The organism is Acinetobacter lwoffii (genome assembly GCF_029024105.1).
GTDB classification, from domain to species: Bacteria; Pseudomonadota; Gammaproteobacteria; order Pseudomonadales; family Moraxellaceae; genus Acinetobacter; species Acinetobacter lwoffii.
Genome location: NZ_CP118964.1, coordinates 1 through 26,897, shown reverse-complemented (window position 1 = coordinate 26,897; position 26,897 = coordinate 1). Strand labels below are relative to the sequence as shown.

General features: G+C 39.2%; 28 protein-coding genes and 7 pseudogenes. 20 read left to right on the top strand and 15 right to left on the bottom strand.

The annotated features are described in order from the left end of the window. Window positions 1-183: 183 nt before the first annotated feature. Both PYW33_RS15380 and PYW33_RS15375 read right to left on the bottom strand, forming a co-directional pair. Complete coding sequence (locus PYW33_RS15380) at window positions 184-861, bottom strand: type 1 glutamine amidotransferase domain-containing protein (RefSeq protein WP_004647734.1); 678 nt, start codon at window positions 859-861, stop codon at window positions 184-186. Between the two features lie 75 nt (window positions 862-936). After that, window positions 937-2,094 carry an iron-containing alcohol dehydrogenase gene (locus PYW33_RS15375; protein ID WP_004281840.1) on the bottom strand — a complete coding sequence of 386 codons (1,158 nt, stop codon included), beginning with the start codon at window positions 2,092-2,094 and terminating at the stop codon, window positions 937-939. 183 nt (window positions 2,095-2,277) lie between these two features. Between PYW33_RS15375 and PYW33_RS16950 the strand changes: the two are divergent. After that, window positions 2,278-2,607, top strand: a pseudogene (locus tag PYW33_RS16950) (IS3 family transposase); the annotation flags it as partial. An 85-nt stretch (window positions 2,608-2,692) separates the two neighbouring features. On the opposite strand, the gene PYW33_RS15365 reads toward PYW33_RS16950, so the two are convergent. The 4 genes from PYW33_RS15365 to PYW33_RS15350 all read right to left on the bottom strand — a co-directional run bounded on the left by PYW33_RS15365 (window position 2,693) and on the right by PYW33_RS15350 (window position 5,798). Continuing rightward, window positions 2,693-2,995 carry a putative quinol monooxygenase gene (locus PYW33_RS15365; RefSeq protein ID WP_000920558.1) on the bottom strand — a complete coding sequence of 101 codons (303 nt, stop codon included), beginning with the start codon at window positions 2,993-2,995 and terminating at the stop codon, window positions 2,693-2,695. Between the two features lie 334 nt (window positions 2,996-3,329). Next, a complete protein-coding gene (gene fghA, locus PYW33_RS15360; protein WP_000402510.1) occupies window positions 3,330-4,160 on the bottom strand; it encodes an S-formylglutathione hydrolase in 831 nt (276 codons plus the stop codon). Between the two features lie 228 nt (window positions 4,161-4,388). Next, entirely contained in the window at window positions 4,389-5,501 is a 1,113-nt protein-coding gene (locus PYW33_RS15355; protein WP_000842149.1) for an S-(hydroxymethyl)glutathione dehydrogenase/class III alcohol dehydrogenase, read from the bottom strand. Window positions 5,502-5,522: 21 nt separating this feature from the next. After that, window positions 5,523-5,798, bottom strand: a complete 276-nt coding sequence (locus tag PYW33_RS15350; protein WP_001133624.1) for a metal/formaldehyde-sensitive transcriptional repressor — start codon at window positions 5,796-5,798, stop codon at window positions 5,523-5,525. Between the two features lie 464 nt (window positions 5,799-6,262). Here PYW33_RS15350 and PYW33_RS15345 point away from each other — a divergent pair, with 464 nt between their 5' ends. Beyond that, window positions 6,263-7,258, top strand: a complete 996-nt coding sequence (locus PYW33_RS15345; RefSeq protein WP_004647735.1) for a zinc-dependent alcohol dehydrogenase family protein — start codon at window positions 6,263-6,265, stop codon at window positions 7,256-7,258. Further along, on the top strand, window positions 7,248-8,264 hold the full coding sequence (locus tag PYW33_RS15340) for a zinc-dependent alcohol dehydrogenase family protein (protein ID WP_004647737.1): 1,017 nt from the start codon (window positions 7,248-7,250) through the stop codon (window positions 8,262-8,264). Before PYW33_RS15345 ends, PYW33_RS15340 begins: the two co-directional genes overlap by 11 nt. Before the next feature lie 50 nt (window positions 8,265-8,314). Here PYW33_RS15340 and PYW33_RS15335 read toward each other — a convergent pair whose 3' ends face one another. Then, window positions 8,315-9,214, bottom strand: coding sequence for a LysR family transcriptional regulator (locus PYW33_RS15335; protein WP_004647738.1), 900 nt, complete (start codon window positions 9,212-9,214; stop codon window positions 8,315-8,317). Window positions 9,215-9,349: 135 nt separating this feature from the next. Here PYW33_RS15335 and PYW33_RS15330 point away from each other — a divergent pair, with 135 nt between their 5' ends. From PYW33_RS15330 to PYW33_RS15305, 6 genes and pseudogenes are all read left to right on the top strand, one after another. Further along, window positions 9,350-10,090, top strand: coding sequence for an SDR family oxidoreductase (locus tag PYW33_RS15330; RefSeq protein ID WP_004647740.1), 741 nt, complete (start codon window positions 9,350-9,352; stop codon window positions 10,088-10,090). A gap of 71 nt (window positions 10,091-10,161) precedes the next feature. Further along, entirely contained in the window at window positions 10,162-11,160 is a 999-nt protein-coding gene (locus PYW33_RS15325) for a zinc-binding alcohol dehydrogenase family protein (RefSeq protein WP_004647741.1), read from the top strand. Window positions 11,161-11,180: 20 nt separating this feature from the next. Then, window positions 11,181-11,465: a putative quinol monooxygenase gene (locus PYW33_RS15320; RefSeq protein ID WP_004647742.1), complete on the top strand. Its 285-nt coding sequence runs from the start codon at window positions 11,181-11,183 to the stop codon at window positions 11,463-11,465. Between the two features lie 183 nt (window positions 11,466-11,648). Continuing rightward, window positions 11,649-11,777, top strand: a pseudogene (locus PYW33_RS15315) (IS3 family transposase); the annotation flags it as partial. A gap of 39 nt (window positions 11,778-11,816) precedes the next feature. Beyond that, window positions 11,817-11,912: pseudogene (locus tag PYW33_RS15310) on the top strand (plasmid replication DNA-binding protein); the annotation flags it as partial. Between the two features lie 317 nt (window positions 11,913-12,229). Beyond that, entirely contained in the window at window positions 12,230-12,454 is a 225-nt protein-coding gene (locus PYW33_RS15305; protein ID WP_004647743.1) for an addiction module antidote protein, read from the top strand. Window positions 12,455-12,531: 77 nt separating this feature from the next. On the opposite strand, the gene arsH is transcribed toward PYW33_RS15305, so the two are convergent. From arsH to PYW33_RS15290, 3 genes are read right to left on the bottom strand one after another with little or no spacing between them, the layout of a single operon-like run. Continuing rightward, window positions 12,532-13,236, bottom strand: a complete 705-nt coding sequence (gene arsH / locus PYW33_RS15300; RefSeq protein ID WP_026055795.1) for an arsenical resistance protein ArsH — start codon at window positions 13,234-13,236, stop codon at window positions 12,532-12,534. 5 nt (window positions 13,237-13,241) lie between these two features. After that, window positions 13,242-14,282, bottom strand: coding sequence for an ACR3 family arsenite efflux transporter (gene arsB, locus PYW33_RS15295; RefSeq protein WP_004647746.1), 1,041 nt, complete (start codon window positions 14,280-14,282; stop codon window positions 13,242-13,244). A 4-nt stretch (window positions 14,283-14,286) separates the two neighbouring features. Further along, the gene (locus PYW33_RS15290; protein ID WP_004647747.1) at window positions 14,287-14,601 is read right to left on the bottom strand and encodes an ArsR/SmtB family transcription factor; all 315 of its coding nucleotides are present in this window, start codon (window positions 14,599-14,601) and stop codon (window positions 14,287-14,289) included. Window positions 14,602-14,683: 82 nt separating this feature from the next. Here PYW33_RS15290 and arsC point away from each other — a divergent pair, with 82 nt between their 5' ends. The 5 genes from arsC (at window position 14,684) to PYW33_RS15265 (ending at window position 18,263) form a co-directional block, all read left to right on the top strand. Further along, the gene (gene arsC, locus PYW33_RS15285) at window positions 14,684-15,112 is read left to right on the top strand and encodes an arsenate reductase (glutaredoxin) (RefSeq protein ID WP_004647748.1); all 429 of its coding nucleotides are present in this window, start codon (window positions 14,684-14,686) and stop codon (window positions 15,110-15,112) included. Between the two features lie 170 nt (window positions 15,113-15,282). Further along, window positions 15,283-16,401 (top strand): Fic family protein, encoded by a 1,119-nt coding sequence (locus PYW33_RS15280; RefSeq protein ID WP_016807159.1) that lies wholly within the window; start codon window positions 15,283-15,285, stop codon window positions 16,399-16,401. 547 nt (window positions 16,402-16,948) lie between these two features. After that, window positions 16,949-17,479, top strand: a complete 531-nt coding sequence (locus PYW33_RS15275; protein WP_016807160.1) for a PadR family transcriptional regulator — start codon at window positions 16,949-16,951, stop codon at window positions 17,477-17,479. After that, complete coding sequence (locus PYW33_RS15270; RefSeq protein ID WP_005015460.1) at window positions 17,476-17,763, top strand: DUF3861 domain-containing protein; 288 nt, start codon at window positions 17,476-17,478, stop codon at window positions 17,761-17,763. Before PYW33_RS15275 ends, PYW33_RS15270 begins: the two co-directional genes overlap by 4 nt. 275 nt (window positions 17,764-18,038) lie before the next feature. Further along, window positions 18,039-18,263, top strand: a complete 225-nt coding sequence (locus PYW33_RS15265) for an antitoxin (protein ID WP_023278699.1) — start codon at window positions 18,039-18,041, stop codon at window positions 18,261-18,263. A gap of 7 nt (window positions 18,264-18,270) precedes the next feature. On the opposite strand, the pseudogene PYW33_RS15260 reads toward PYW33_RS15265, so the two are convergent. Together PYW33_RS15260 and PYW33_RS15255 are read right to left on the bottom strand one after the other, a co-directional pair. Next, a pseudogene (locus PYW33_RS15260) lies at window positions 18,271-18,693 on the bottom strand (recombinase family protein); the annotation flags it as partial. A 43-nt stretch (window positions 18,694-18,736) separates the two neighbouring features. Further along, window positions 18,737-19,414 (bottom strand): IS6-like element IS1006 family transposase, encoded by a 678-nt coding sequence (locus PYW33_RS15255; RefSeq protein ID WP_026055816.1) that lies wholly within the window; start codon window positions 19,412-19,414, stop codon window positions 18,737-18,739. A 49-nt stretch (window positions 19,415-19,463) separates the two neighbouring features. Here PYW33_RS15255 and PYW33_RS15250 point away from each other — a divergent pair. The 3 genes and pseudogenes from PYW33_RS15250 to PYW33_RS15240 form a co-directional block, all read left to right on the top strand. Further along, window positions 19,464-20,140 (top strand): annotated as a pseudogene (locus PYW33_RS15250) (IS3 family transposase); the annotation flags it as partial. Between the two features lie 513 nt (window positions 20,141-20,653). After that, a complete protein-coding gene (ltrA, locus tag PYW33_RS15245) occupies window positions 20,654-21,895 on the top strand; it encodes a group II intron reverse transcriptase/maturase (protein WP_004644827.1) in 1,242 nt (413 codons plus the stop codon). 79 nt (window positions 21,896-21,974) lie between these two features. After that, a pseudogene (locus PYW33_RS15240) lies at window positions 21,975-22,445 on the top strand (IS3 family transposase); the annotation flags it as partial. Window positions 22,446-22,571: 126 nt separating this feature from the next. Here the strand turns inward: PYW33_RS15240 and PYW33_RS15235 are convergent. Then, window positions 22,572-23,852, bottom strand: a complete 1,281-nt coding sequence (locus PYW33_RS15235; protein WP_004897603.1) for a cation efflux transmembrane domain-containing protein — start codon at window positions 23,850-23,852, stop codon at window positions 22,572-22,574. Between the two features lie 89 nt (window positions 23,853-23,941). On the opposite strand from PYW33_RS15235, the gene cadR reads away from it, so the two are divergent. Continuing rightward, window positions 23,942-24,334 carry a Cd(II)/Pb(II)-responsive transcriptional regulator gene (gene cadR, locus PYW33_RS15230; RefSeq protein ID WP_000550240.1) on the top strand — a complete coding sequence of 131 codons (393 nt, stop codon included), beginning with the start codon at window positions 23,942-23,944 and terminating at the stop codon, window positions 24,332-24,334. A 93-nt stretch (window positions 24,335-24,427) separates the two neighbouring features. Continuing rightward, a pseudogene (locus PYW33_RS15225) lies at window positions 24,428-24,589 on the top strand (IS6 family transposase); the annotation flags it as partial. 41 nt (window positions 24,590-24,630) lie between these two features. On the opposite strand, the gene PYW33_RS15220 reads toward PYW33_RS15225, so the two are convergent. Then, window positions 24,631-24,933, bottom strand: coding sequence for a helix-turn-helix domain-containing protein (locus tag PYW33_RS15220; RefSeq protein WP_001140620.1), 303 nt, complete (start codon window positions 24,931-24,933; stop codon window positions 24,631-24,633). Then, window positions 24,926-25,282 (bottom strand): type II toxin-antitoxin system RelE/ParE family toxin, encoded by a 357-nt coding sequence (locus PYW33_RS15215; RefSeq protein ID WP_004668307.1) that lies wholly within the window; start codon window positions 25,280-25,282, stop codon window positions 24,926-24,928. The genes PYW33_RS15220 and PYW33_RS15215 overlap by 8 nt, the downstream gene beginning before the upstream one ends. Window positions 25,283-25,919: 637 nt before the next feature. Here PYW33_RS15215 and PYW33_RS15210 point away from each other — a divergent pair. Continuing rightward, a complete protein-coding gene (locus PYW33_RS15210) occupies window positions 25,920-26,897 on the top strand; it encodes a TerC family protein (RefSeq protein WP_004761028.1) in 978 nt (325 codons plus the stop codon).

Sequence of the window (26,897 nt, the reverse complement as noted above, 5' to 3'; positions counted from 1 at the left end):
ATGACTTAATTGATCTAAATTAAAAAAATACCCTTCCTTCCTGTATATAGAAAAAATAAAGGAAGGAAAGCTATTAACTCAGGCCCTTCACCATTAAGGGAGGGTTATTTTGCTTATTGCGCCAGTTGCTCAGAGTCAGAAGTTTATTCACTGCTAAGCACCACAACAGACACTAGCTACTCTTTATTTCAACAATTGAAGTAATGCTGAGGCAGTTGCAGCAGAAGATGCTGGATTTTGTCCAGTAACCAGCAAGCCATCTACTTGAACATGTACTTGCCAATCATCAACTTTAGAATAATGACCACCGTTTTGTTTAAGCATGTCTTCGACTAAAAATGGTACAATTTCAGTCAAGCCTACAGCGGCCTCCTCAGTATTGGTGAAACCAGTCACTAATTTACCGCTAACTAAGGGCGCTCCATTACTCGCTTTCACATGACGAAGAACACCCGGGGCATGACACACTGCTGCAACAGGTTTGCCAGACTGAATCGCCTGTTCAATCAGAGAAATTGAAATCGGATCTTCTGCTAAATCCCACAATGGGCCATGCCCGCCTGGATAAAACACTGCATCATAATCAGCTACAGAAATTTCGCTAAGTTTATGTGTCTGTGCCAATGCTTGCATTGCAGTTGGATCTGCTTCAAAACGATGAGTGGTTTCAGTTTGAGCATCGGCTAAATTACTTTTCGGATCTAGTGGTGGCTGCCCACCTTGAGGCGACGCCAGCGTAACTTCAGCACCAGAGTCAATAAAGGTGTAATACGGTGCAGCAAGTTCTTCTAGCCAGAAACCTGTTTTCTTACCAGTATTGCCAAGTTGATCATGTGAAGTTAAAACGATTAAAATTTTCATGTTATTTCTCCGATAATTTTCATGATTGAGGAGCATTGTTACAGGGTCAGAGCATGCCAGATACGCGCATTTAGCTTAGATGCTCATCTCGAGAATTTGGCGACTGATCTCTAATGAAACATTTTTATGTTCGCCTAGCTGTGTAAGATTATGTGATTTAAGTTGCGTAATGATGATCTCAATATCTGTCTCCCCCAGTCCATAATCGCTAAGACGAGTCGGCAATCCAAGTTGCTCAAAGAAGGCTCGAGTACGAGCAATAGCAGTATCAATACGTTGTTCTTCATCACCTTCGACAATCTGCCAGACACGAGCTGCATACTGTAGTAATTTTTCTCGCTTCTCTTGACGACGCACTTGTAGATTGGACGGCAACACAATGGCCAAGGTACGAGCATGATCAATACCATATAAAGCCGTGAGCTCATGTCCAATCAAATGGGTTGACCAATCTTGTGGTACACCAGCTCCAATTAGCCCATTCAGTGCCATGCTAGCAGCCCACATCAAATTCGCACGCGTGTCATAATCTGCTGAATCTTCCAAGATTTTCGGTCCAATCTCAATCAAAGTTTGCAATAGACCTTCGGCAAAACGATCTTGTACGTGTGCATTCACAGGGTGAGTTAAGTACTGTTCCATGACATGAATAAATGCATCGACCACGCCATTAGCCAACTGGCGCGTCGGCAAGCTAAAAGTTTTATTCGGATCAAGTACGGAAAATTGCGGAAAAACATAGGGACTGCTAAATGACAATTTGGCTTGGGTCGATTTTCTGGTTACTACCCCACCGCTATTCATTTCTGAACCAGTTGCCGGAAGGGTGAGTACACTCGCAAAAGGCAAAGCTTGGGTAATTTTATTACCATGGGTTTCTAAAATCTCCCATGTATCCCCTGTATAATTGACTGCTGCTGCAATAAATTTAGTACCGTCGATTACCGATCCACCACCGACAGCCATCAAGAAATCAATCTTTTGTTCACGAATCAGCTCTACAGCTTTCATGAGGGTTTCATAACTCGGATTCGGCTCAATTCCGCCAAATTCATGAATTTCTCTTGCACCTAATGCTTCACGCACTTCAGCTAAAGTACCATTCTTACGTGCACTTTCACCACCAAACAACATTAATACTTTTGCTTCTGTAGGCACATAGTCATTGATTTTAGCTATTGTATCGCCACCAAAAATAATGCGGGTCGGATTATAAAAGTTAAAATTCAGCATATTTTTATCCTAGAATGATCAGTTAATTGATTTGAAAAACCACCGTTATTCATCAAATAAACTTTTAAAAAATCGGACAACACTACGGCTTTTGCCTACACCATGTGCTAACTATACATAAAAATAGACCAGTCGTCTATTTTTATAAAAATTATTTCAGCTTGCAACTTTAGTGATGGTTAAACAAATTCAGGCTTGTTCTATACCGCTTTTATTATTGATGTATTTTCACGAGCGATTGTTGGATGAAAGGTATCAACACGTATGACTACTGACATGGTTGTGAACGCATTGGCTGAAACAGTGAATGGCTCATACAAAATAGCAATGATTAAATATTTTAAAAGCAGATTGGCACGGTTTAGCAGATGTACAAATGTGACAGTAAATTAGATAGATTGGTTCAATATAAAGCATGTAAATAGTTGCATTCGTTTATTTACCCTGTTTTGGATATTGCCCCATTTAAATGATGAGATTAAGCCAATAAATAAAGTAGCCCAACTTGAATAAAAAGCCTATGACAAACCTCAAAGCGTTAAAGTGCTGCCTTTCATTCAAAATTTCAGACAGCACCCTCATACATTTAAGCATCGGTTTAAGCTGGTAGTTTACTCGCCAAAACATCTACTTTTTCAATAGATGGTGGCTCTGAAAATAGCTCTTCGGCCTGAGCCATCAAAGCAGCTGCAACCTTGCCAGATAAATGCGCTTGGCGACCCGCCTCATCAGGAAATGCATCAAAAATACCAAATGTTGTAGGTCCAAGACGTAGGCCAAACCACGCAACTGTCGCAGGTTCTTCCATGACAATAGGTAAACCGGCTTTAAGAAAAGCTTCCACTTCGTCTTCTTTACCCGGTTTAGCTTCAAGACGGACATATAAAGCTGTTTTAAGCATGACTAAAACTCCATAATTGATTATAATTCAAACTGATTCTGACATTGCTAATGTATGCATGTCAGAAAGTTTTGTTGTATAAAAGTTAAAAAAAATTCCCATAGCTGAGCCAAAATTTAGGTTTTTATTTCGACATAATGCTATGAATTTATTCAAGTTAATATCATTAACATTTGAATCAAAAAATCAAGATATGAGATGATTAAATTCAATCTTATTTATATAAGGATCAATTGACTCTACCTTAGATTTATAAGCTGACCTCTTCATCTGGAAATTATATTGCTCAAGAAGCATTCAAGAACAATATTGTACATCCTCATATCTATGAAAGTTATTTAGCTAGGAATTTGCTGTGAAACTCTATATGTTTCTCTATAAAGCTCGCAATAAAGTAATAGCTATGGTCATACCCTTCTCTTAGGTTAAGTGTCAGAGGATATTCTTGTTCCAAACAAATATCACTAAGAAGCTTAGGCCTTAACTGTTCTTCAAGAAAATCATCAGCTGTTCCTTGATCGACTAAAATAGGTAAATGAACTTCAGCGTTTTTGATTAATTCAATCGCATCATAGCTTTTCCATAAAGTTTCGGTTTCACCTAGGTAGTGTGTAAAAGCCTTTTTCCCCCAAGGTACTTGGCTAGGTGCAACAATTGGTGCAAAAGCAGAAATACTTTTATACAGCTCAGGATTTTTTAATCCAATTACTAATGCACCATGACCACCCATGCTATGACCCATAATACTTTGGACTTGATTGGTCGGAAAATTCAGGTCAATCAGATTTCTGAGCTCTTCCACAATATAATCATACATTTTGAAATGCTGCGACCAGGGTGCTTGTGTTGCATTCACATAGAATCCTGCGCCTTGGCCTAAATCATAATCTGCATGATCTGGTACATCCTCTCCACGTGGGCTGGTATCTGGTGCAACAATAATGACTTTATGTTCAGCCGCATACTTTTGTGCTCCGGCTTTAGTAATAAAGTTCTGTTCGTTGCAAGTCAATCCTGATAACCAATATAACACTGGCAACCGCTCATCTTTGTCATGAGGTGGCAGATATATTGAGAATTTCATTGAACAGTTTAATGCTATTGACTGATGGCGATACACTTCTTGCGATCCACCAAAAGAAGCATGTTTCTCAATTATTTCCATAATCAATTACCTATGTTGAGCAAGACTTCATGAGAAATCGAGTAAACAAAGAGTCTGACATTCTCCACAGAGAATACTGATAAAGATTTAAAATGTAGGCAGGTTTGTTGAACCTATACATGATGGATACATAGATAGATCTGTTTTACAGATGATGTGCCGTTTTAGAGGATTCCATGCATGTCATTCATGATTCACATGCATGGAAAAGTATAAGGTCTGACGGAATTATTCGTAATGAATTACAGTACGAATTGACTTACCTTCATGCATTAGATCAAAGGCTTCATTGATCTGATCCAAGCCCATCGTATGTGTCACAAATGGTTCTAATTGAATTTTACCTTTCATGGCATCTTCAACCATTCCTGGAAGTTGCGTACGACCTTTTACCCCACCAAAGGCAGAACCTAGCCATTTACGACCAGTAACCAGTTGGAATGGACGGGTAGAGATTTCCTGACCTGCGCCAGCTACACCAATAATTACGGATTGTCCCCAGCCACGGTGTGCACTTTCAAGGGCTGCACGCATCACATTCACGTTACCAATACATTCAAATGAATGATCTACACCCCAGCCAGTCATTTCGACAATGACTTGCTGGATTGGTTTATCGTAATCTTTAGGGTTCAAGAAGTCCGTTGCACCAAACTCTTTTGCCAGCGCAAATTTATCTGGATTCATGTCAACCACAATAATACGCCCTGCTTTAGCTTGACGTGCGGCTTGTACGACTGCCAGACCAATACCACCTAAACCAAAGACCGCAACACTATCACCTTCTTGTACTTTAGCCGTGTTATGTACTGCACCGATACCCGTTGTTACCCCACAACCCAGTAAGCAGACATGTTCGTGATTGGCTTCAGGATTGATTTTAGCCAATGATACTTCTGCCACTACAGTGTATTCACTGAACGTTGAGCAGCCCATATAGTGGTAAATCGGTTGACCATTGTAGGAAAAACGAGTGGTACCATCTGGCATTACGCCTCTACCTTGAGTTTCGCGAACGGAAATACACAAGTTCGATTTTCCAGATTTACAGAATACGCACTCGCCACATTCAGCAGTGTAAAGTGGAATAACATGATCACCTGGTTTGACGCTAGTCACGCCTTCACCAACCTCAACTACAACACCAGCACCTTCATGCCCGAGAATAGCCGGAAAAACACCTTCAGGATCATCGCCAGATAAAGTAAATGCGTCTGTATGACACACACCGGTATGGGAGATCTTAATTAATACTTCACCTTTCTTCGGTGGTGCAACATCAACTTCAACAATTTGAAGAGGTTGACCAGGACCAAACGCAACGGCAGCACGTGACTTCATGGAATAATTCCTTATACAGATCTATTTTAAATATGATTTTAGAATCTTGGCGATTTCAGCCAATTCTTCTTTTCGTTGTTGTTCTGTGGTTTCACCTGATACTAAAGTGTCCTTTAAATGAACCTCCAACATTTCATTCATCAAACCATTAATAGCACCACGCACAGAGCATATTTGTTGCAGAATTGCACCACATTCCACATTGTCTTCTAACGCTTTTTCAATCGCTTGCGTCTGACCTTTGATCTTTCTGACGCGTAGAAGAATCTTTTTTTTGTCTTCAACCTGATTAGGCATCAGACCTCCTTATTAGCTAGCATTAATACTATACTACCCCATAGTATAAAAAAAGCAATAATTTTTATAAATCGAAAATTAAAAAGATCTTTAGCGAAAATTTTCTATCCCTGTTTTTAGTTTTTTTAAATTAACATCATAGAGCTTATGCGAAAGTCACAAAAAAAATGGGACTTTTAGCTCCCATTTTTTTTGGCTCATGTTCTTTGTAATGCTATGACCTTTTAGAATTATGTTTCAAATTTTAGCCACTTTGTAGATATTTTGAACGTTTCAAGCCTTGAAAATACTACCGACAGTTTAGATTAAACTGCCTTTACAGACTGTACTAGAATATTTTTAGTGAGCAGATGATATTTATTATTCATTATTTAGGAATTATCAAATCCTATAAATATCATTTATTGGATTAATTTACTTTGGTACTGTGCATATCATCCCCCAGTTAAGAATAAGGAACAACTATGAATAAGATGATGAATGCTCTTATCCTAGAAAATTTTGGTGATCATGAATTTAAACGTGTAGAACTCCCTATACCTCAACCAGAGGCTGGGCAAGTTCTAGTACGTATTCATGCTAGTGGTGTAAACCCTATTGATTATAAAATTCGTCTTGGTGAAGCACCATATGCTATGCCAGAGCTTCCTGCCGTGTTGGGAACAGATATGGCTGGGGTTGTAACTGCTGTTGGTGAAGGTGTCACCCACTTCAACGTTGGAGATGAAGTTTACGGTCTGATTGGTGGCGTTCGTGGTCTTCAAGGATCTTTAGCAGAATATGTTGTAGCAGATGCCGATCTGATTGCATTAAAGCCACGGAATATCTCTATGCGCGAGGCAGCAGTACTACCATTGACGTTCCTCACCGCTTGGGAAGGTTTAGTGGATAACGCGAAGGTCCAACCAGGGCAAACTGTACTGGTTCAGGGTGGTGCTGGTGGCGTTGGTTATATGGTTGTTCAGCTTGCAAAATCACTTGATGCAAATGTTTGGGCGACTGGTCGTACAGCTGATCAACCACTGATTTCAGAACTCGGTGCAACACCTCTCGATTACACAACAGCATCTTCCGATGACATTATTGCTGCAAGCCCTGAGGGTCAAGGTTTTAACATTGTTTACGACACTGTGGGTGGTCCAGTACTCGAAGCTTCACTTTCCATGACAACTCACTATGGCCACATTACCAGCTGTGCTGCATTTGGTAATCATAATTTAGCGAGTTCATCTCTACGGTGTGCCACAGTGTCTGGCGTATTCGTCCTAATGCCGATGTTAACAGGCAATCGCCGTGCTCATCATGGTGATATCCTTAAGATCGCGACTCGTCTTGTTGAGGAAGGTAAACTGCGTCCTCTTGTTGATCCTCGTCATTTTACTCTAGACCAAGCGATTGAGGCTCATGATGCTGTTCAAGATCGCTCTGCCAATATTAAGGTCGTGATTGATGTCATTTAACGCACTTCAGGCCAAGACTTGGCGCTTCAATAGTATTGGAGATACAGATGTTCTGACATTAGAAACACTTCCTGTTGCTTTACCAGCAGCAGGAGAAGTTCTAATCCAGATGAAAACGATCGGACTCAACCGGGCTGATGTAATGTTTCGGCGTGGTACTTATATTCAAAAAGCAGTATTCCCTTCTCGTCTGGGATATGAGGGAGCAGGCATAGTTCTGGCAATAGGTGAAGGTGTACGCCAATTTTCTCCAGGAGATGCAGTATCGATTCTTCCGACTGACAATCTAGCCAAATATGGGACATATGCGGACAAGCTTCTGATTCCAGAAACTTTTTTAGTTCACAAACCCGATAGTTTAAGCTGGGAAGAAGCTTCTTCAATCTGGATGCAGTATTTGACGGCTTGGGGTGGTGTAATCCATGCTGGTGGACTTTCGAAAGGAAAAACGATCTTGATCACAGCAGCTTCAAGTAGCGTAGGACTAGCTGCGATACAGATAGCTGAAGCAGCGGGTGCTAAGGTCATTGCAAGTACACAGACGGTAGAGAAAAAGCAACGTTTACTGGATCTCGGTGTTAAAAATGTTATAGCCAGTGAAGATGAACCAGATTTGTATGAGGCGCTTGTTTCACGTTTGGGTGGAGAATATCTTGATGTCGCCTTCGATGCTGTAGGAGGGCCACATATTGAACAGATTGCAAAAGCGATGTCTGTGGGAGGAACTATGGTTATGCATGGTGCACTTAGCCCGGAGATCACACCATTTCCCCTTAAAGTTGCATTACGCAAAAGCTTAACCATGCGAGGTTTTTTGTTCCTTGAGGTTCTCCATGATCCTGTTCTAAGGGAGCAAGCCAGACGATTTATTCTTAGCAGTATAGGTGCAGGATATCTTCGTCCAGTGATCGACTGTTGCTTTAACTTTGAGGACATGCATGACGCTCAGCGCTATCTTGAATCAAATCAGCAAATAGGAAAAATTGTAGTTACTCTAAATACATGATGGTCTTATCTGATTTCTACTTTCTAGAAAAAAGGTTAGTTCCATCTGATTCAGGTTTCTATATGGCCCAACACTTCCGCTAAGTAATCAAACAATGCTCGGATTCGCAAAGGTGTCGGGCCCCGCTGTGGACGATATAAATACAGGCGCCAAACGGGAGAGGTTTCCTCATGAAGTATCTGAATGAGCTTACCACTCCTAAGCCACGGCAAAACTAGAAATCCAGGCATGTGTCCGAATCCAACCCCAGCGAGAATAGCTTGAAATTCAGCTTCTAGATCATCTGTAATAAAACGAGGCTTTGATGGCGTGAAGCTTCGACTTTCGGTGAATGTCCATGGCCAGTAACGCCCTGTTTTATGATCGAATAGTGCTGTTAGAGGGTATTTATCAAGGTCAATAATTTTTTTAGGCATTCCGACCTTATCAATTAACTCTGGCGTACCCACAGAATAAAAGTTCACTTTAGCCAATTCCCTTGCCACATATCGATTGTCCGGCAAAAATCCAAATCTGATCCCGATATCTATCCGCTCATCGATCACATCCGAGTGTGAATCTGTTAGCACACAATCCACGACAATATCTGGGTAACGTGTGGCAAATTCTGCTAGTGCAGGTACTACCAATTTACGCCCTAACACTGACGAAACAGTAAGACGGACAGTCCCACGCATTTCATCTCGTTTTTCCTTGGTGTCTTTTACAAGCAGAGCATCAATGGATCCCACCGCAAAACGTGCTTGCTTTGCCAAACGCTCACCATCAGCAGTAATTTTAATTTGTCGAGTACTCCTGTAGAACAGAATCTCTCCGCGCTGCTCTTCTAGCTCTTTTATTGCCCGTGTCACTAGCTGCGGGGAAATACCGAGCTGAGTGGCTGCCTCTTTAAAATTTCGAGACTCTGCTGCGACACAAAAGATACGCATCATTTCCAATTTGTTCTGCATGTCCAATCCTGTGGTCTGGTAATTATTCCGTAAATAGGAATTCTGAAAGATAATATTATTCATTTATTATACCTATCAAGGCTGTAATACTTAATCCATCAAATATGATTGACAGATAGGTTGAAGGGCACTTGTATGAATAATATAGAAAATAAAGTTATTGTTATCACTGGTGCAAGTAGTGGTTTAGGTGAAGCTACTGCTCGCTTACTTGCTAAAAAAGGTGCAAAGGTTGTACTTGGTGCTAGACGTACTGAAAAATTAGAGGCTATTGTTCACGACATTCGTGCTGAAGGTGGTCAAGCTGAATTTATTGGTATGGATATAACCAAACCACATGAAGTACAAGCACTTATTGAAAAGGCATTAAGCGCATTTGGTCAAATCGATGTATTGGTAAACAATGCTGGATTAATGTCTATTGCACCATTAAGTGAGCTAAAAGTTGATGAATGGGATCGTATGATCGACATTAATATCAAAGGTGTTCTTTATGGTATAGCAGCTACCCTACCTGTTTTCCAAAAACAAAACTTTGGACACTTTATTAATCTCGCATCTGTTGCAGGGATAAAAGTATTTAGTCCAGGAGGTACTGTTTATAGCGGTACTAAGTTTGCTGTAAGAGCCATCTCTGAAGGACTTCGTCATGAAGTTGGGGGAACAATTAGAACGACTACTATTGAGCCTGGTGCAATTGAGTCAGAACTAAAATTCGGTTCTTCTCATAAAGAAAGTTCAGAGTTTGTTACTGATTTCTACAAACAAGCCATACCAGCTGACTCAGTCGCTCGAGCAATTGCTTATGCAATTGAACAGCCTGCGGATGTAGATATTAATGAAATTGTTTTACGCCCAACGAGCCAAGAGTTTTAATTATTGAATAACAAAAAATGGGAGCACCTCGCTCCCATTTTTACTATATTTTTAAAGTTAAGGACAAATCTATGAAAGCCGTATCGTATGTTATCAATAACCATGATGATTTTAAAAATTCATTGGTAGATATTGAAAAAGCGAAGCCTACGCTTAAGGAGCGTGATGTACTGGTAAAAGTTCAGGCAATCTCTGTGAATCCAGTTGATACCAAAGTGAGAAAAAATTCGTCTGAAGCAAATAATCGTATTTTAGGTTGGGATGCCGTTGGGGAAATTATTGAAGTTGGCTCAAAAGTTACCTCGTTTAAAGTAGGAGATTCTGTTTGGTATGCTGGCGATTTAACCCGAGATGGTAGTAATGCTGAGTTTCAAGCAGTCGATGAACGAATTATCAGTCTTAAACCAATTACAGTATCTAATGCAGAAGCAGCAGCATTGCCATTAACTGCAATAACGGCATGGGAAATGCTGTTTGATCGGTTTCAAATTTCAGAAACAGAAGTTGGCAGTATTTTAATTATTGGTGGTGCAGGTGGTGTAGGATCAATCGCTATCCAACTCCTAAAAGCAAAAACAAATCTGACCGTTATAGCAACAGCTTCACGTGAAGAAACGAAATCTTGGGTGGAATCACTTGGTGCCGACCATGTCATTGATCATAGCAAAGATTTAAATGCACAAATCGAGACACTAGGCATTGCAAAACCAAAATACGTATTCTCTACAAATCATACAGAAACATATATCAAGCAAATAGTTTCTCTGATTGTACCACAAGGCAAGCTTGGATTGATCGATGATCCACAAACATTTGATATTATGCCGTTTAAGACTAAATCTATTTCTATCCATTGGGAGTTGATGTTTACTCGTTCAATGTATGAAACCGATGATATTGAAAAGCAAGGTGAACTGTTGCAACAGGTTGCCCAATTAGTTGACCAGCAAAAAATTAGAAGTACGCTCAACCAAAATCTAGGCAATATTAACGCTGCAAACTTGGAGAAGGCGCATAAGTTGCTTGAATCAGGTAAATCAAAAGGCAAAATTGTACTAGAAAACTTCTAAAACAAATTAAAGGTGAAATAATGACTATTTCAGTAATTGCGAACTTTAAGGCAAAATCAGATCAAAAAGAAACGTTAGAAGCGCTTTTAAAAAGTGTAATAGAGCCTACGCTTCAAGAAGAAGGATGCTTGAAATATGAGCTTTATATTAGCGAAAATGACTCAAGTAGATATTTCTTCTTAGAAGAATGGCGTAGCAGGGAGGATTTAGATATCCATATAGCGTCTGATTATATTCAAAGTTTATTTGGTAATATCCAATCGCTAATTGAATCAAGTGATATTGTAGAAATCAAAAAAATATAGCTGTATTCGGACGTTATGATGAAGTATTCTTCAAATTAACATAGGGACTTAGAAAGCTAACAAAAAATGGGAGCTATAAGCTCCTATTTTTTAAGATTTTTTAATTTTTTAGTAGTAACCTAGGCTTCAACAAATTATGCCCCTGAGGGGAGCCACCAATACCCTGCATTTTGACAACAATGTCATCGTTTAGAGGCAGCAAATTTACGAGCATCAGTCGGTACGACCGGTGATTCATACGATAATGCTTTGGCTGAAACGGTGAATGGCTTATACAAAACAGAGGTTATTGAATATTTAAAAGCAGATTGGTAAGGTTTAACAGATGTACAACTTGCGACACTAAACTGGGTAATCGAGAATAAGCGAATTCCTATTCCTGAACACGTAGAGCCTGAACCGGAAAAAAGAGGCTTTTGGAGCCGATTCTTTAAGCCGTATGGCTGATTTGATTGTTCACTTGGGCTTATTAAAGCCGTGAAACATTGCTCACTTACTAAGCGTGAAACATGGAAAAACATAAAAAAAGCCCACCTTGGGGAAGATGGGCTATAAACTAGGAACTACAGGATTGATTTATAAGCGGAATCATAACGCATTTCGTATAAGGTGTATTATGTATTTTAGAAAACCTAATTAAATGTTTCTAGGTAGTTCATTAATTCAGTTTTTGCTTGCTTCTGTGCTCTTTCAAATGCTGTTTCCTTGTATTTATTTTTATGTTTCATATCTATTCCATATTCAGCTAAGAACTGTAAGATGATATGCAAGCTTACTTACAAGCATGTATTGAAGAATCTAATGGCGATGCCGCATTCATTGCAAAGGCTTTAGGTAACATTGCAAAAGCTAAAGGAATGGCTCAATTATCACGAGATACAGGCTTAGGCCGAGAAAGTCTTTACAAAGCACTTTCTGGTGATGTTAACCCTAGTTTTGATACTGTGATTAAAGTTGTAAAAGCACTGAATTTACGCTTAGCAATTTAAAAAAGTTATTAAAAAATGGAGTTTTAAGCTCCATTTTTTAATTTCGTATAAGGTGTATGATGTTAATTTTAGGAAATCTAAATACTCTTCTGATTCACACGTTTTGAAAGCTCTTCTGCACTTTCTACACGTTCAGAGTAACGATCAGTTAAATATGCTGATTGTCCCCTGGTTAAAAGTGTAAATTTATAAAGCTCTTCCATTACATCTACAATCCTACGGTAATAAGAAGAAGGTTTCATACGACCATCTTCCTCAAACTCAAGAAATGCTTTAGGAACTGATGACTGGTTTGGTATTGTGATCATACGCATCCAACGCCCTAAAATACGTAATTGATTTACAGCATTAAAGGATTGCGAACCTCCACACACTTGCATTACAGCTAAGGTTTTACCTTGCGTTGCACGTATTGCGCCTGCTGCTAATGGAATCCAGTCAATTTGAGCTTTTAAAATCGAACTCATTGAACCATGACGTTCAGGAGAGCACCAAACCATGCCTTCTGACCATGCTAAAAGCTCATGCAGTTCTTTTACCTTGGGATGCTGCATATCACCATCCTCAGGAAGAGGTAACCCTTTAGGATGGAAAATTTTAACTTCTGCACCGAAGTACTCCAGGATTCGGCCTGCTTCCTGAACTGCTAAACGGCTATATGATCTCTCACGATTTGAGCCGTATAGAAGTAATATTTTGGGTGGATGATCCAGGTTTTTTGCCTGAATTTTTTCTAAAGTCGGTTTTTCTAAAAGACTAAGATCAATATTTGGTAAGTTCATTAGATTCATACTTCTTTAAACACTTTTTTTCTAAGCCATAGCGAAACTGTCACTAAGGCAATCAATACAGGTACTTCAACCAATGGGCCAATCACGGTGGTGAAGGCGACAGGAGAAGCTAATCCAAAAGTGGCAATCGCTACAGCCAGTGCTAATTCAAAATTGTTGCCTGCCGCAGTAAAGGAAATAGCAGTCGTTTTAGGGTAATCGTTACCCATCCACTTACTCATAAAGAAGCTGATGAAGAACATTGCAACAAAATAGATCGTCAAAGGAATAGCGATTCTAAGCACGTCTAGAGGAAGGCTAATCACTTCACCACCTTTAAGACTGAACATTGCTACAATCGTGAATAAAAGCGCAATAAGGCTGATTGGGCTAATCTTTGGAATAAACTTAGTTTGATACCAATCCAAACCTTTCTGTTTGACTAAAATCAGCCGGGTTAAAAAACCAAGTAAGAATGGAATACCTAGATAAACCAGAACAGCATGGGTAATGGTCCAAAAGCTTACATCAATGATTTGTGCTTCTACCCCAAAGAATGGCGGTAAGAAGGTCAAGAACAACCAAGCATAAGTACTAAAGAACAAGATCTGGAAGATACTGTTAAACGCAACCAAGGCAGCAACATATTGATTATCCCCACATGCCAAACCATTCCAGACGAGGACCATCGCAATACATCGAGCTAAGCCTATGAGAATTAGGCCAGTCATATATTCAGGATAGGCGTGCAGAAAAATAATGGCCAAGCCAAACATTAAGCAAGGTGCAATGACCCAGTTCTGAATAAGAGATAATGTAAGGGTACGCTTATCCTCAAAGACTTTAGGCAAGGTTGCATAGTCAACTTTGGCAAGTGGTGGATACATCATCAAAATAAGCCCTATTGCGATAGGGATATTCACTGAATTAATGCTTAATTGATCTAATACAACAGATGTTTGAGGGAAAAATACGCCAATACCTACGCCTAATGCCATGGCAATGAAAATCCATAGAGTTAGGTTTCGATCTAAGAATGAGAGCTTTGATGCGGACATTGAATTACTCGCATTGCATAGAGATAGATAAGTTGCTCGTAGATTTATTTAATATTTCAGCATTCAAAACACTGAACACTGCATTTACCCATTCTGGTAAATCAGGATTTAATCGGTAATACACCCATTGTCCCTTGCGCTCATCTAGCAAAATTGAAAGGTTACGGAGTAAAGCCAAGTGACGAGAAATTTTAGGTTGGCTCAGTTGTAATATTTCTGTGATTTCACAAACACATACATTTTGTCTTTCTAAAATAATTTTTAAAATATCTAGACGTGTCGGGTCAGATAGGCATTTAAAGAAATCTGCTTGATCCATAATCTATACTCTAATATATGCTATTGCGAATATACGCATATCCATATATAAATGCAATATTATGAAGTCCTGAGTAAGTCCAATGTCATCAAAAGTTAAGATCTATCATAATCCAGCGTGCGGAACATCAAGAAATACACTGGCGCTAATTCGAAATACCGGAGAAGAACCTGAAGTTATTGAGTATCTTCTCAACCCTCCAAGTAAAAGTGAACTCATTAATTTAATTGAGAAATCAGGTCTTTCTGTACGTGAAGCTATTCGCAAAAACGTGGAACCTTTTGAAACGCTCAAGTTGGATCAGCAACACTGGACAGATGAGCAGCTTATTCAGTTTATGCTGGAGTATCCAATTTTAATTAACCGTCCATTTGTTGTGACTGAACTGGGGGTAAAACTATGTAGACCATCTGAACTCGTTTTAGATATTTTGTCTGCGCCTCAATTAGGAGCTTTTACCAAAGAAGATGGTGAAATAATCATCGATGAAAATGGTAAGCGGATTAAATAAATCCGCCTCATTTAACATAATGGTTGATATACGAAATTGAAATGTAAGCCCAAAGTAGAAATGTTCTCGATAAATAATGAGCTAATTAACAGTACATATTCGGCTCACAATATGAGTCGAATTTGTGCTATATTTAACTCATCTTAGATTTTAGATGAGAGAGATTGAAAATGCAGAAATGGATTTGGCAAGCAGAAAACTGGACAAATTTCACATGGCAAGATTCAACTATCTTACCTAAAACCAGACAGATACATCAAAAAATAGGAATTCTTCTTGGACAAAGTCAGCATGATTTAGCGAAAGAACAATTCACTCTAGATACTCTACTTGCCAATCTCGTTGCTTCATCAGCAATTGAAAATGAAACCCTCAATGTTTTTTCATTGCGATCATCTTTAGCCCAACGCTTGGGTGTCACTCTTGAACAGCCTTATCCAAGCTCAGATCGATCAGAAGGTTTAGCCAATATCATGCTGGATGCGCTGAACGATGTTAAGCAACCACTGACTGTTGAGCGCCTCATGCAATGGCATCGTTGGCTTTTCAATGACCCCGACTGGACAATGCAACGTTTACGCATTGGTCAACTGAGGGGATCAGAGCCTATGCAGGTCGTTTCAGGTCGATTGGATTACCCTAAAGTACATTTTGAAGCACCGCCAAGAGAAGGCTTAGAAGAACGCTTACATACCTTCATAGCGTGGTTTAATCAGAGTCTGAATGATTCATTGCTTGATCCTCTGTTACGTGCAGGCATTACCCATTTATGGTTTGTTACCCTACATCCTTTTGATGATGGTAATGGCCGTATTACACGTACACTTACAGACCTTGCTCTAGCTCAAATGGATGAGCAAAGTATCCGTTTGTATGCAATGTCTACTACGATATTAAATAAACGTAAAAGTTACTATGAGATATTAGAACAAACTCAAAAAAATGATTCTGATATCACAGATTGGCTGATTTGGTTTCTAGACACGTTGAATGAAAGCCTTGAAAAAACCTTAGCGCAGATCAGTCGAACATTGTTTAAAAGTCAATTTTGGCATAAATATTCAAATTTAGCCCTGGGTGAAGAACAACGTAAAGTTCTAAATCGTTTATTAGACGGTGGCGAAAATGGCTTTGAACATGGTATTAGTGCTTCGCAATATCAAAAGGTTGCTAAAGTCAGTAAGGCAACGGCTACTCGCCACTTATCAGACTTACTTGAGAAAGAATGTATCGTTAAATTAGAAGGTGGTGGACGTAATACACGCTATCAGATCAATACCCAGTTATAGATATTCTAAGCAATAAAAAACCCCGGCATCCTGCCGGGGTTTTTCATATTGGGTTGCTAAGTATGACTCCTGTCTTACCTCACGTTCCTGGTGCGATCTTTCTTATTCTTGTTGTTTGGAACATCCTGTTCTCTATGGCTTCATCATAGGAAAATTCACCTATCCTGGACAGCCGTAAAGAACCAGAATTTACGTAAGCCCAGGCGTACAAAATAGCCTAAATTTTATCCACAAAAAATGTGGATAATTTTGGACATTGAGGCATTGATAAAATTTGAAAAATCTCAAAATTGATTACTTTTTAAACAAATTTATTGGCAAGAACTATCAAAAACGATCATAAAAAAGCCGACTTGTTTCCAAGTCAGCTTTTCGACATCGTCGAGCATTATCACTATAACACAAGTATTTGATTTTTATGTGTTTAAAATATGCTGTCGACTTCGCATAACCTCCATTATGTTAAATTGGGGGATAAATAAAAGAATTGAAAATATATCTAAGATTTATTAAGATATATCTTAATAAATCTTAGATATGCTAACTTATGAATGAAACAACTGACTCTTTGCTGATAAATTCAGATACGCCATCACGTAAAAGCCGTTTATTTGAATCTGGCCATATGAAATTGCTAGTGCTTTCTTTAATTGAACAAGCGCCTAGATACGGTTACGAAATTATTAAAAGCATTGGTGAGTTGGTAGGTGGTGGATATAGCCCAAGTACAGGCACAATTTACCCAACCTTATCTTATCTTGAAGACATGCAATTTGTTTCTATTGAAAAACCTGATGGTGACCGTAAGCAGTACAAGATTACAGTGACTGGTATTAACCATTTAAATGCTCAAAGAGAGCATTTAGAACATATCCTTGGCCGCTTAGAAACGCGACGTGAAATTCAAAATAATGATCAATATCTAGATATCTATCGTGCAATGGCAAACTTAAAAACATCATTGCGACTTAAATTAAAAAATAATGCACTGACTGAAGAAACAATTCATCAAATTGCTAAGAGCATTGATCAAGCTGCTGTTGATATTAGCTGTCTTAAAAATGAGGTAGTCCGATGAAACAACATAAATATCAAATTAGTGTAAAGCATCTTGTAGATCCAAAAGGACAGCCTTCAACTTACACTGAAGATCTTGTTTTTACTGCTTATAATCACGATGATATTTTCAAAGTTTTAGAAAAATTGCAGCAGAAAAAAATTATAGATGAAGAATCAATGAAATCTTTTGCCGTAGGATTAAAGCTTATGGGAGAAGTGTTATTAGAAAATAAAGATATTCCTTTATTTAAAGATTTTTCGCCGCAATTTATTGAATTTATTAAATCAATCAAAAAACTTTAACTTACGGAGTTAGTCCATTTAAATCTATTCCTTTGAGTTAATCCGATATGAAAAATATTTAAGGTTAAATTATTTAGTTTTCTTAAAATTAACATAATACACGTTATGCGAAATTATTTTTAATTTTTAATTAAAAATCAATTACCTAATTATATAAAAAATCCCAATAAAACCAGATTGGGGTTTTTGTATGAATTATTGTCGTGGCATCAATAACTACTCGGACAATAATGGCATGATATACCAATGGCACATACCATGCTGGGAGAATAAAAATGAAAATTGCTAAAGTTTTTCAAGCAGGTCGGAGTCAAGCTGTTAGATTGCCCAAAGTATTTCGCTTTAATGGCAACGAAGTTGCTATTAAAAGTTTTGGTCGTGGTGTCTTGTTACTACCTATCGATAACCCCTGGGACATGATGTTAGAGGCAATTAACGAGTTTGAAGTAGGATTTCAACTGGAACGAGCTGATCAAGGTGAGCAATTGCGTGAGGACTAAATAGCTACTACTCTTCTCTTCTAGACAAATATCGATATACAGCCTGCCGGCTGATACCAAATGCTTTTGCTAGATCAACTTTGGATGAATACTTCTTTTCATCCCAAGCTTGTCGCAGGGCTTGAGCCTGATCAGGATTTAATTTATGGATACGACCTTTATATTTTCCCTGAGCAGCTGCGATCTTAATCCCTTCTTTCTGACGTTCTAAAATAATTTCCCGCTCAAATTGGGCAAAAGCTCCCATGAGCTGCAACATCAGGTTATCCATCGGAGTAGCCAGGGCAGTGAAGGTAATATTTTCTTTGACAAACTGGATGGCAACCCCCCTCTTGACGAGCTGATCAACTTCAGTAACTAAATCTTTTAGACTACGAGCGAAACGATCCATGGAATGAACAACAATCATGTCCCCTTCACGGGCACTGTTGCAAATAGAGATTTGAGTCGATGATGTTTCCTTTAAAAAGTACTTAGAGACCGAAAACCCTGTTGATTAGACACACTTCACCCTGAGGCTGACCATAATAAAATGACGATGCTTGTCCTTTACGTAGTGCACGCATGACTTCAATACCTTTAATTGTGGCATAAGCCGTCTTCATAGATTTGAATCCTAATGTGGCCCTGATGATCCGCTTTAGCTTGCCATGATCACATTCAATCACGTTATTTTTATACTTAATCTGCCTGTGCTCAAGGTCTGGTGGACATTTACCTTCCCGTTTTAACCGTGATAAAGCACGTCCATATGTGGGTGCTTTATCCGTGTTGATCACTTGTGGAATTTGCCACTTCTTCACATTATTTAAAATTTTTCCAAGAAAACAATATGCTGATTTGGTATTACGTCTAGAAGAAAGATAAAAATCAATGGTATCGCCACGTTGATCGACTGCACGATACAGATAAGACCATCGTCCATTCACTTTTACATAGGTTTCATCAATATGCCACGAGCTCAGATCTGTAGGATTACGCCAATACCAGCGTAAACGTTTTTCTATTTCAGGAGCATAACGTTGAACCCAACGGTAAATAGTCGTGTGATCAACATTCACACCCCGTTCGGCCAGCATTTCCTGCAGTTCACGATAGCTAATGCCATATTTACAATACCAGCGCACAGCCCAAAGTGAATAGCCACCGATTTTGTAGACACCTTTTAGTTAGATAAAATGGCTAATTAACGAGGTACTTATGAGCAGTAAACGATACCCTGAAGAATTTAAAATTGAAGCAGTAAAACAGGTCACAGAGAAAGGCCATAGTGTTGCTGATGTCGCAGCTCGTTTAGGTACGACTACACATAGTTTATATGCCTGGATTAAACGTTATGATCCACAGCAGCCCAAGACGATAGAATCTAATGATCCAAGTGCAGAATTAGCGAAATTAAAAAAAGAGCTGCAAAGGGTCACTGAAGAAAGGGACATATTAAAAAAGGCCGCGGTGTACTTCGCAAGCCAGTCCAAATGAGGTACGCCTTTATTCAGGACAATCAGCACATATGGCCTGTTCGTCGTTTATGTTCAACGTTAGATGTTCACCACAGTGGTTATTACGCATGGTTAAAGCAACCCACCAGTAAAACTGCAAGGAAACGGCAACAGCTTTCAGGCCTGATTAAACAATTCTGGCTGGAATCTGGCGGAGTCTATGGCTATCGTAAGATTCACTGTGATTTGAAAGATGTTGGCGAAAGTTGTGGGATCAATCGAGTACATCGACTGATGAAAGCAGATGGTCTTAAATCACAGCGTGGATATCGTAAACCTAGAGCTTACGCTGGTACTCCGGCTGTCATTGCCGCAAATAGCTTAAATCGACAGTTTAATCCAACTCAGCCGAACCAATTATGGGTGACAGACATTAGTGTGCCGCAGCAAGCGGCGTAAGAGATGAGGGTATGGCCCCTCGCTATCGGCTTGCAGGAGCAGGTAGCAAACCACCATAAGCGGCTTGGATCAAAAGTCCCGGTCGTGAGCGTTATGGAAAAGGCGTTGTAAAGGCGTCAGGTAAGAATTAGGAAGGCGAACACCAGTGAACTGCCGTTCAAGTGTCGAAAGTACTCAAATGACATCAAAACCGGGGATGGATGTTGCCCCGCGATCAGTTTGGCCGTTACCTGCTTACGGGCCATTCGGTGTCCGGCGTAGAGGCAGCGCGATCCTAATTCAGGCTTTTACGTTGAACTGCGGGAACCTTCGGTGGCGATGTCAAGCGAAAGGTACAAGCTCAAAAGGCAAGGCCGATAATAGCAATGCGTCACCAAGGGGCGGAGCAGCTCGTAGTAGTGTTGAAGTTACTGTAATGGTAATGGAGCGAAGGGGCTGCATTATCCAGGTCTGCGGTCTTGTCAACTGCACAAGCAGGAGGAACAAGGCTTTATGACCAAACCATTTAACATTCCTAAAGCGTTAATTTGGGAGGCATTCAAGAAAGTCAAAGAGAATGGCGGTGCTGCAGGCATCGATCATGAATCTATTGAGCAATTCGAACACCACTTAAAAGGCAACCTGTATAAACTATGGAATCGACTTTGTTCAGGCAGTTATTTTCCACCGCCAGTCAAAGGCGTTCCGATTCCAAAGAAATCAGGTGGGGTACGTATGTTAGGCATTCCAACAGTAGCGGATCGAGTAGCACAAACAGCTGTCAAGCTTATATTGGAGCCACAGATTGATCCTCTATTTCATCCAAACTCTTATGGATATCGTCCAGGGCGTTCAGCCCATGATGCGATAGCTGTGGTGAGACGACGAAGTTGGGAGTATGACTGGGTTGTGGAATTTGATATCAAAGGTCTATTTGATAACATTGACCATAATCTACTCATGCGTGCACTTAAGAAACACTGCGAAATTCCATGGATTCTTCTCTATGTAGAACGCTGGTTAAAAGCACCTATGCAAAATGTAGATGGTCAAGTTTTAGAAAGGAATCACGGCACACCGCAAGGTGGAGTTATCAGTCCTCTATTGGCTAATTTATTTATGCATTATGCTTTTGACATGTGGATTACCAAGAATCTTGCGAGTGTAAGATTCTGCCGCTATGCGGATGATGGAGTAATTCATTGCCGAAGTTTATCTCAAGCCAAACTTGTTTTACAAAAGATTGGTGCACGATTTCGTGAATGTGGACTCGAATTGCATCCAGATAAGACAAAGATTGTTTATTGCCAAGATGTGAATCGTCGCCAAGCATATCCAGATGTTCAATTTACTTTTCTCGGGTACACGTTTAGGCCCCGTAAGGCTGTGGACAAGTATAAAAGAGTTTATGTAAATTTCTCTCCTGCAGTCAGTCGTGATGCACTTAAAACAATGCGACAGACTATTCGGAAATGGCATCTACATCTGATGTGTAATCGCGAATTAAGTGATTTATCTGCAATATTTAATCCAATTCTTCAAGGCTGGCAGCAATACTATGGTCGATTCCATGGTTCAGCAATGTCAACGATCTGGCAACACATGAATGCTTATCTTATACGCTGGATGAGGCGTAAGTATAAAAACTTGGCCCGTCATAAAAGACGGGCTAGATATGCCTTAGGGCGACTTGCGCGTGATTTTCCAAATGCCTTTGTGCACTGGAAAATGGGATGTTTACCATCGGTTGGATAATGGGAGCCGGATGAGCTGAGAGGTTCACGTCCGGTTCTGCGAGGGGCTAAGGGTGAGACTCCCTTGGTCTACTCACCCCTATATCCGTACACATGAAGGGTGGTTATATCTTGCGGTGGTGATTGACCTGTTTTCACGTCTTGTTGTTGGCTGGTCTATGAAATCCAGAATCACGACAGATTTGGTTTTAGATGCGTTATTGATGGCTCTGTGGCGAAGAAATCCAAAGAACAAAGTCCTAATCCATTCTGATCAAGGCAGCCAATATACTAGCCATGAATGGCAGACATTTCTCAAGCATCATAATCTTGAAAGTAGTATGAGTCGTAGAGGCAATTGCCATGATAACGCTGTTGCAGAAAGCTTCTTCCAGCTATTAAAGCGGGAACGAATTAAAAAGAAAATCTACGCAACTAGAACTGAAGCAAGATCAGATATCTTTGAATATATTGAGATGTTCTATAATTCAAAACGCAGACATGGTTCCAATGGTCAGCGTTCTCCATTAGATTATGAAAAGACCCATCAAAAGATGGTTATGTGTGTCTAGAATTTTGGTGGCTATTCAAAGAATGATTTCGCCCTGAAAATGCCGACCATGGAAAGGATTCATATGCTGCACCTTTAGCTAAAACAGTCTTCAGCTTACCATTCGTGGTTATTTGCAACAGTGCCCTTACTTCAAAGCCAAAATTTTTCGGGCACCATTAAGTACGAATAAAGAAACCAGTATGCCAATGATTAAGTCTGGATAAGCTGATCCCGTCCACGCCACGAGTACACCGGCAAATATAACGCCCATATTTACGACAACGTCATTCGCCGAGAAAATCCAACTGGCTTTCATATGTGCGCCATCTTCTCGATGACCAGAAATAAGATATAAGCATGTCACGTTAGCTATAAGTGCGAGCAGGCCAATAACAATCATGAGCGTTGATTCTGGCTCGCTTCCAAACATGAATCGTCTAATGACATCAATAATCACGATGACAGCAAGTAATAACTGAATCCAACCTGCGAAATGGGCTGCTTTCACTTGATATTTCGCAGCTTTTCCGACGGCATATAGCGCAATACCATAAACGGCTGCATCGGCAAACATATCTAGAGAATCAGCAATCAATCCTGTAGACGCAGCAATAATTCCGCTGATGAATTCTATAAAGAACAGTAGAGCATTAATGCCTAATAACAGTTTAAGTACTTTAGCTTGTCTCACAGGATCAGGTTCATTAGGTATATCGCCTGTAGAAAGCTGTGTTTCATCAAGTTTCGCCCCAAAACCCAGTCCTTCGAGTTTAGCCGTAATTTGCTGAATCCCTTCATTATGGAAGACTTTCAGTTTTCGATTGGGAAGATCAAAAGTAAGACCTTTAACTGCTTCAATATCTGCAAGAGCCATACGGACCATTTGCTCTTCAGCAGAGCAATCCATTTTAGGAATGGTGTAGGTACTTGTTTGCTTAGCCTGTTGATTGCTTATATAAGTTTCAGTCTTCACAAGCTTTGCACCAAAACCCAAAGCTTCAAGTTTGGTGGTTATATTTTCATCTTTTTGATTATGTAGAACCTTTAAAGAACGGTTAGGTAAATCAAAGATGAGTTTTTGAACACCATCAATTGAAGATAGCGCCATACGAACCATCTGTTCTTCCGCAGAACAATCCATTTTGGGAACTAAGTATTCACTCATGTAGTGCGAATCTTTTAAAACGTCTTCAGTGCTTAAATTTTCTTTGGGATCAGAACCACAACAGGATTGAGCGGTATCTTCACAACTGTTTGAAGTGTTACAGCAAGGAGATGAAGATTTTTTTTCTTCCTCTTCACCACAACAGCTAAGCGTATTATCACAATTCTTTGAATTGTTTGCTTCTGCAATTGATGGATGATTTTCTTGTTGAGATTTCTTATCTTCGCATGGTGTTTCTTTACTACATCCACAACCACTCATAATTATACCCATTAAAAAAATTATAAACTTTGAATATTAGAATCCCTATAGTTACTATAGAGTCAAGAATCTTTGGAAATACTAACTCAATGCATTTAAAAATTGGTGAACTCTCTAAAAAAACCTCATGTTCAGTATTAACAATTAGGTTTTATGAAAAGGAAGGTTTAATTCCGGAACCGGAAAGAACGGAAGGAAATTACCGCCTTTACGATGTAGGCTATGTTGAGCGAATTAAATTTATTTTGAATTGCCGAACTTTAAATATGAGTTTGAATGAAATTCGTCAATTACTTACCTATAAAGACAAACCTGAGAAAAATTGTTCAGATGTGAATGAATTAATTGACTTACATGTCAGTGCTATCAGAGAAAATATAATCAAGCAACAAAAGCTTATTGAACAACTATCTGATTTAAGAGGTACTTGTGATGGCTTATGTACAATTGACCAATGTGGAGTTTTAAAAAATCTAGCTTGATTATCTAGACCTATGCTTTTTTCAAAAAATCGGCACTGTTGCAAATAACCACGAATGGTAAGCTGAAGACTGTTTTAGCTAAAGGTGCAGCATATGAATCCTTTCCATGGTCGGCATTTTCAGGGCGAAATCATTCTTTGGGCTGTGCGCTGGTATTGTAAATATGGCATTAGCTATCGTGAACTGCAGGAAATGCTGGCCGAACGGGGTGTGAATGTTGATCACACGACTATTTACCGTTGGGTTCAACGTTATACGAATCTAAAAATGGGAGCCTATAGCTCCCATTTTTATTGTTAAACGTTGAATCCTATATGTTTTCCTGTTGGAAGCTCTACATCAATACGGAGCTTCCCACCCATTGCCTCAACATACTTTTTCATGGTTGAAATCTTAAGATCATTGCCACGATTTTCTATTGCTGAAAGCGATGGCTGTTTTATTCCCAAAGTTTCAGCAAGCTCTTTTTGAGAAATTTCGAGTTCTTCACGAATAAGATGAAGCTGATTTTCTAGCAGTAATTCATCAGCCATTTTTTGAATACGGGCTTGGCTCTCTGGAGAGCGGCTAGCTAACAATTCTTGCAGAGTCTTAGCCATTAGATTTATCTCCTAGGGTAGTGAGATGAAGTTGGTATTGTTCATCTGCAATATCCAGCATGTCTTTATAAAAACGCTTTTTACCGCCTTTATCAGCAATACATAGAACAATAGCCTGTCGTAAGGGATCAAATGCGAAGAAAGCTCTTAAGGGTCTACCGCGATGTTGAACACGCAGTTCTTTCATATTGGTAAATTTAGACTCATACACAGTATCTACTAAAGGACGGCCTAAACTCGGTCCCTGCTGCTGTAGAACAACCAGGGCAGCTAGGACCTTCTCTTGTGTAGGTTCATCTTGCTGTTCAAGCCACTGATTAAATAGATCTGTCGTAATGACTGTCCACATACCACAACCAAAATATAGATTATAGTCTATATTTTAGGGGCATTATGTTTGTTTTGCAAATGAGAAAGGATAGGCAATAAAAAAGCCCGACATCCTGTCGGGCTTTTCCATATTTGGCGCTTAGATCTGACTCCTGTCTGATCTCACGTTCCTTGTTGTTCATCTTATTCTTTTTATCTGGAGCATCCTGCTCTCTATGTCTTCATGATAGGAAATTTCCAGTATTGCGGATAGCAGCAAAGGGCCGAGATTGGTATGAGCCAGGGCTTACAAAATAGCCTAAATTTCATCCACAGTAATTGGGGATAGTTTTCGCCCTGGAAGAGCTGAGAACATTGGGAAAATGCCAAAATTGAGCATTTTTTAGACGATTTTATTGGCGAAAGATTACAAAGTTGCTTAAAAAACACACGAGTTGTTAAAACGTCTGTTTTTTGATCTTTGGGGTTTTGGATTTATTGAGTTAACTATTTGATAAATAATACTATTTAAAAAGGCGTTTCGTATAACCGCCATTATGTTAAATGGGGGATTTATGAATTCTGAATATATCTTTATATGTAAATAAATATTGACAAGTATTATTGATAATGAGCATATCTTCTCATATAAGCACAAGTATATGCAGAGGAAAACTATGGACGTTCTATTTTCGAATTTTTTAGATAAACCTGTTTGGATGTGGATTTTCTTTATCCTTATTGTACTTGTCCTGCTTATTCTAGATCTTGGAGTATTTCATCGTAAGGTAAGAGAGATTGGTGTTAAAGAAAGCTTAGCACTATCAGCATTTTATATTACATTAGGTTTACTTTTCGGCGCATGGGTGTGGTGGTATCTCGGACCCACGGCAGGGATTAACTATGTAACCGGTTTTGTAATTGAAAAATCATTAGCGATGGATAATATCTTTGTCATTGCAATGATTTTTTCATATTTCTCGATACCAAGAATTTATCAGCATAGAGTCTTATTTTGGGGAATTATAGGTGTAATTTTTCTAAGAGCTATCATGATTGGCGTGGGCGCAACACTGGTTAGCCAATTTTCATGGGTTCTTTATATATTTGCAGCCTTTCTTATTTTTACAGGGATAAAAATGTGGCTAAGTGTTGATAAAGAATATGAAGTCGGAAATTCTCCTATTTTGAACTTTATTAAAAAAAGATTTCGTGTCACTGAGCAGCTTCATGCAGAGAAGTTCTGGGTGAAAAAGATTGATCCAAAAACTAACCAATTAACCTGGTTTATGACACCACTTTTTCTAGCCTTGATCATGATTGAATTTGTAGATCTGATCTTTGCAATAGATAGTGTTCCTGCGATTTTTGCGATTACGACAGATCCATTTATTGTTTATACTTCAAATATTTTCGCAATTTTGGGATTACGTGCTTTATATTTTGCCCTATCAGCAATGGTCGACCGCTTCCATTATTTGAAGTACGCATTAGCAGTATTGTTAGTCTTTATTGGATCAAAAATTTTTATAGCTGATGGATTAGGTATAGCAAAAATTCCACCGCCAGTCTCCCTTTCGATCACGTTCATCATCTTGTTTACAGGAATTCTATACTCTCTTTGGAAAACAAAAGATCAAAGTACTCATAGGTAA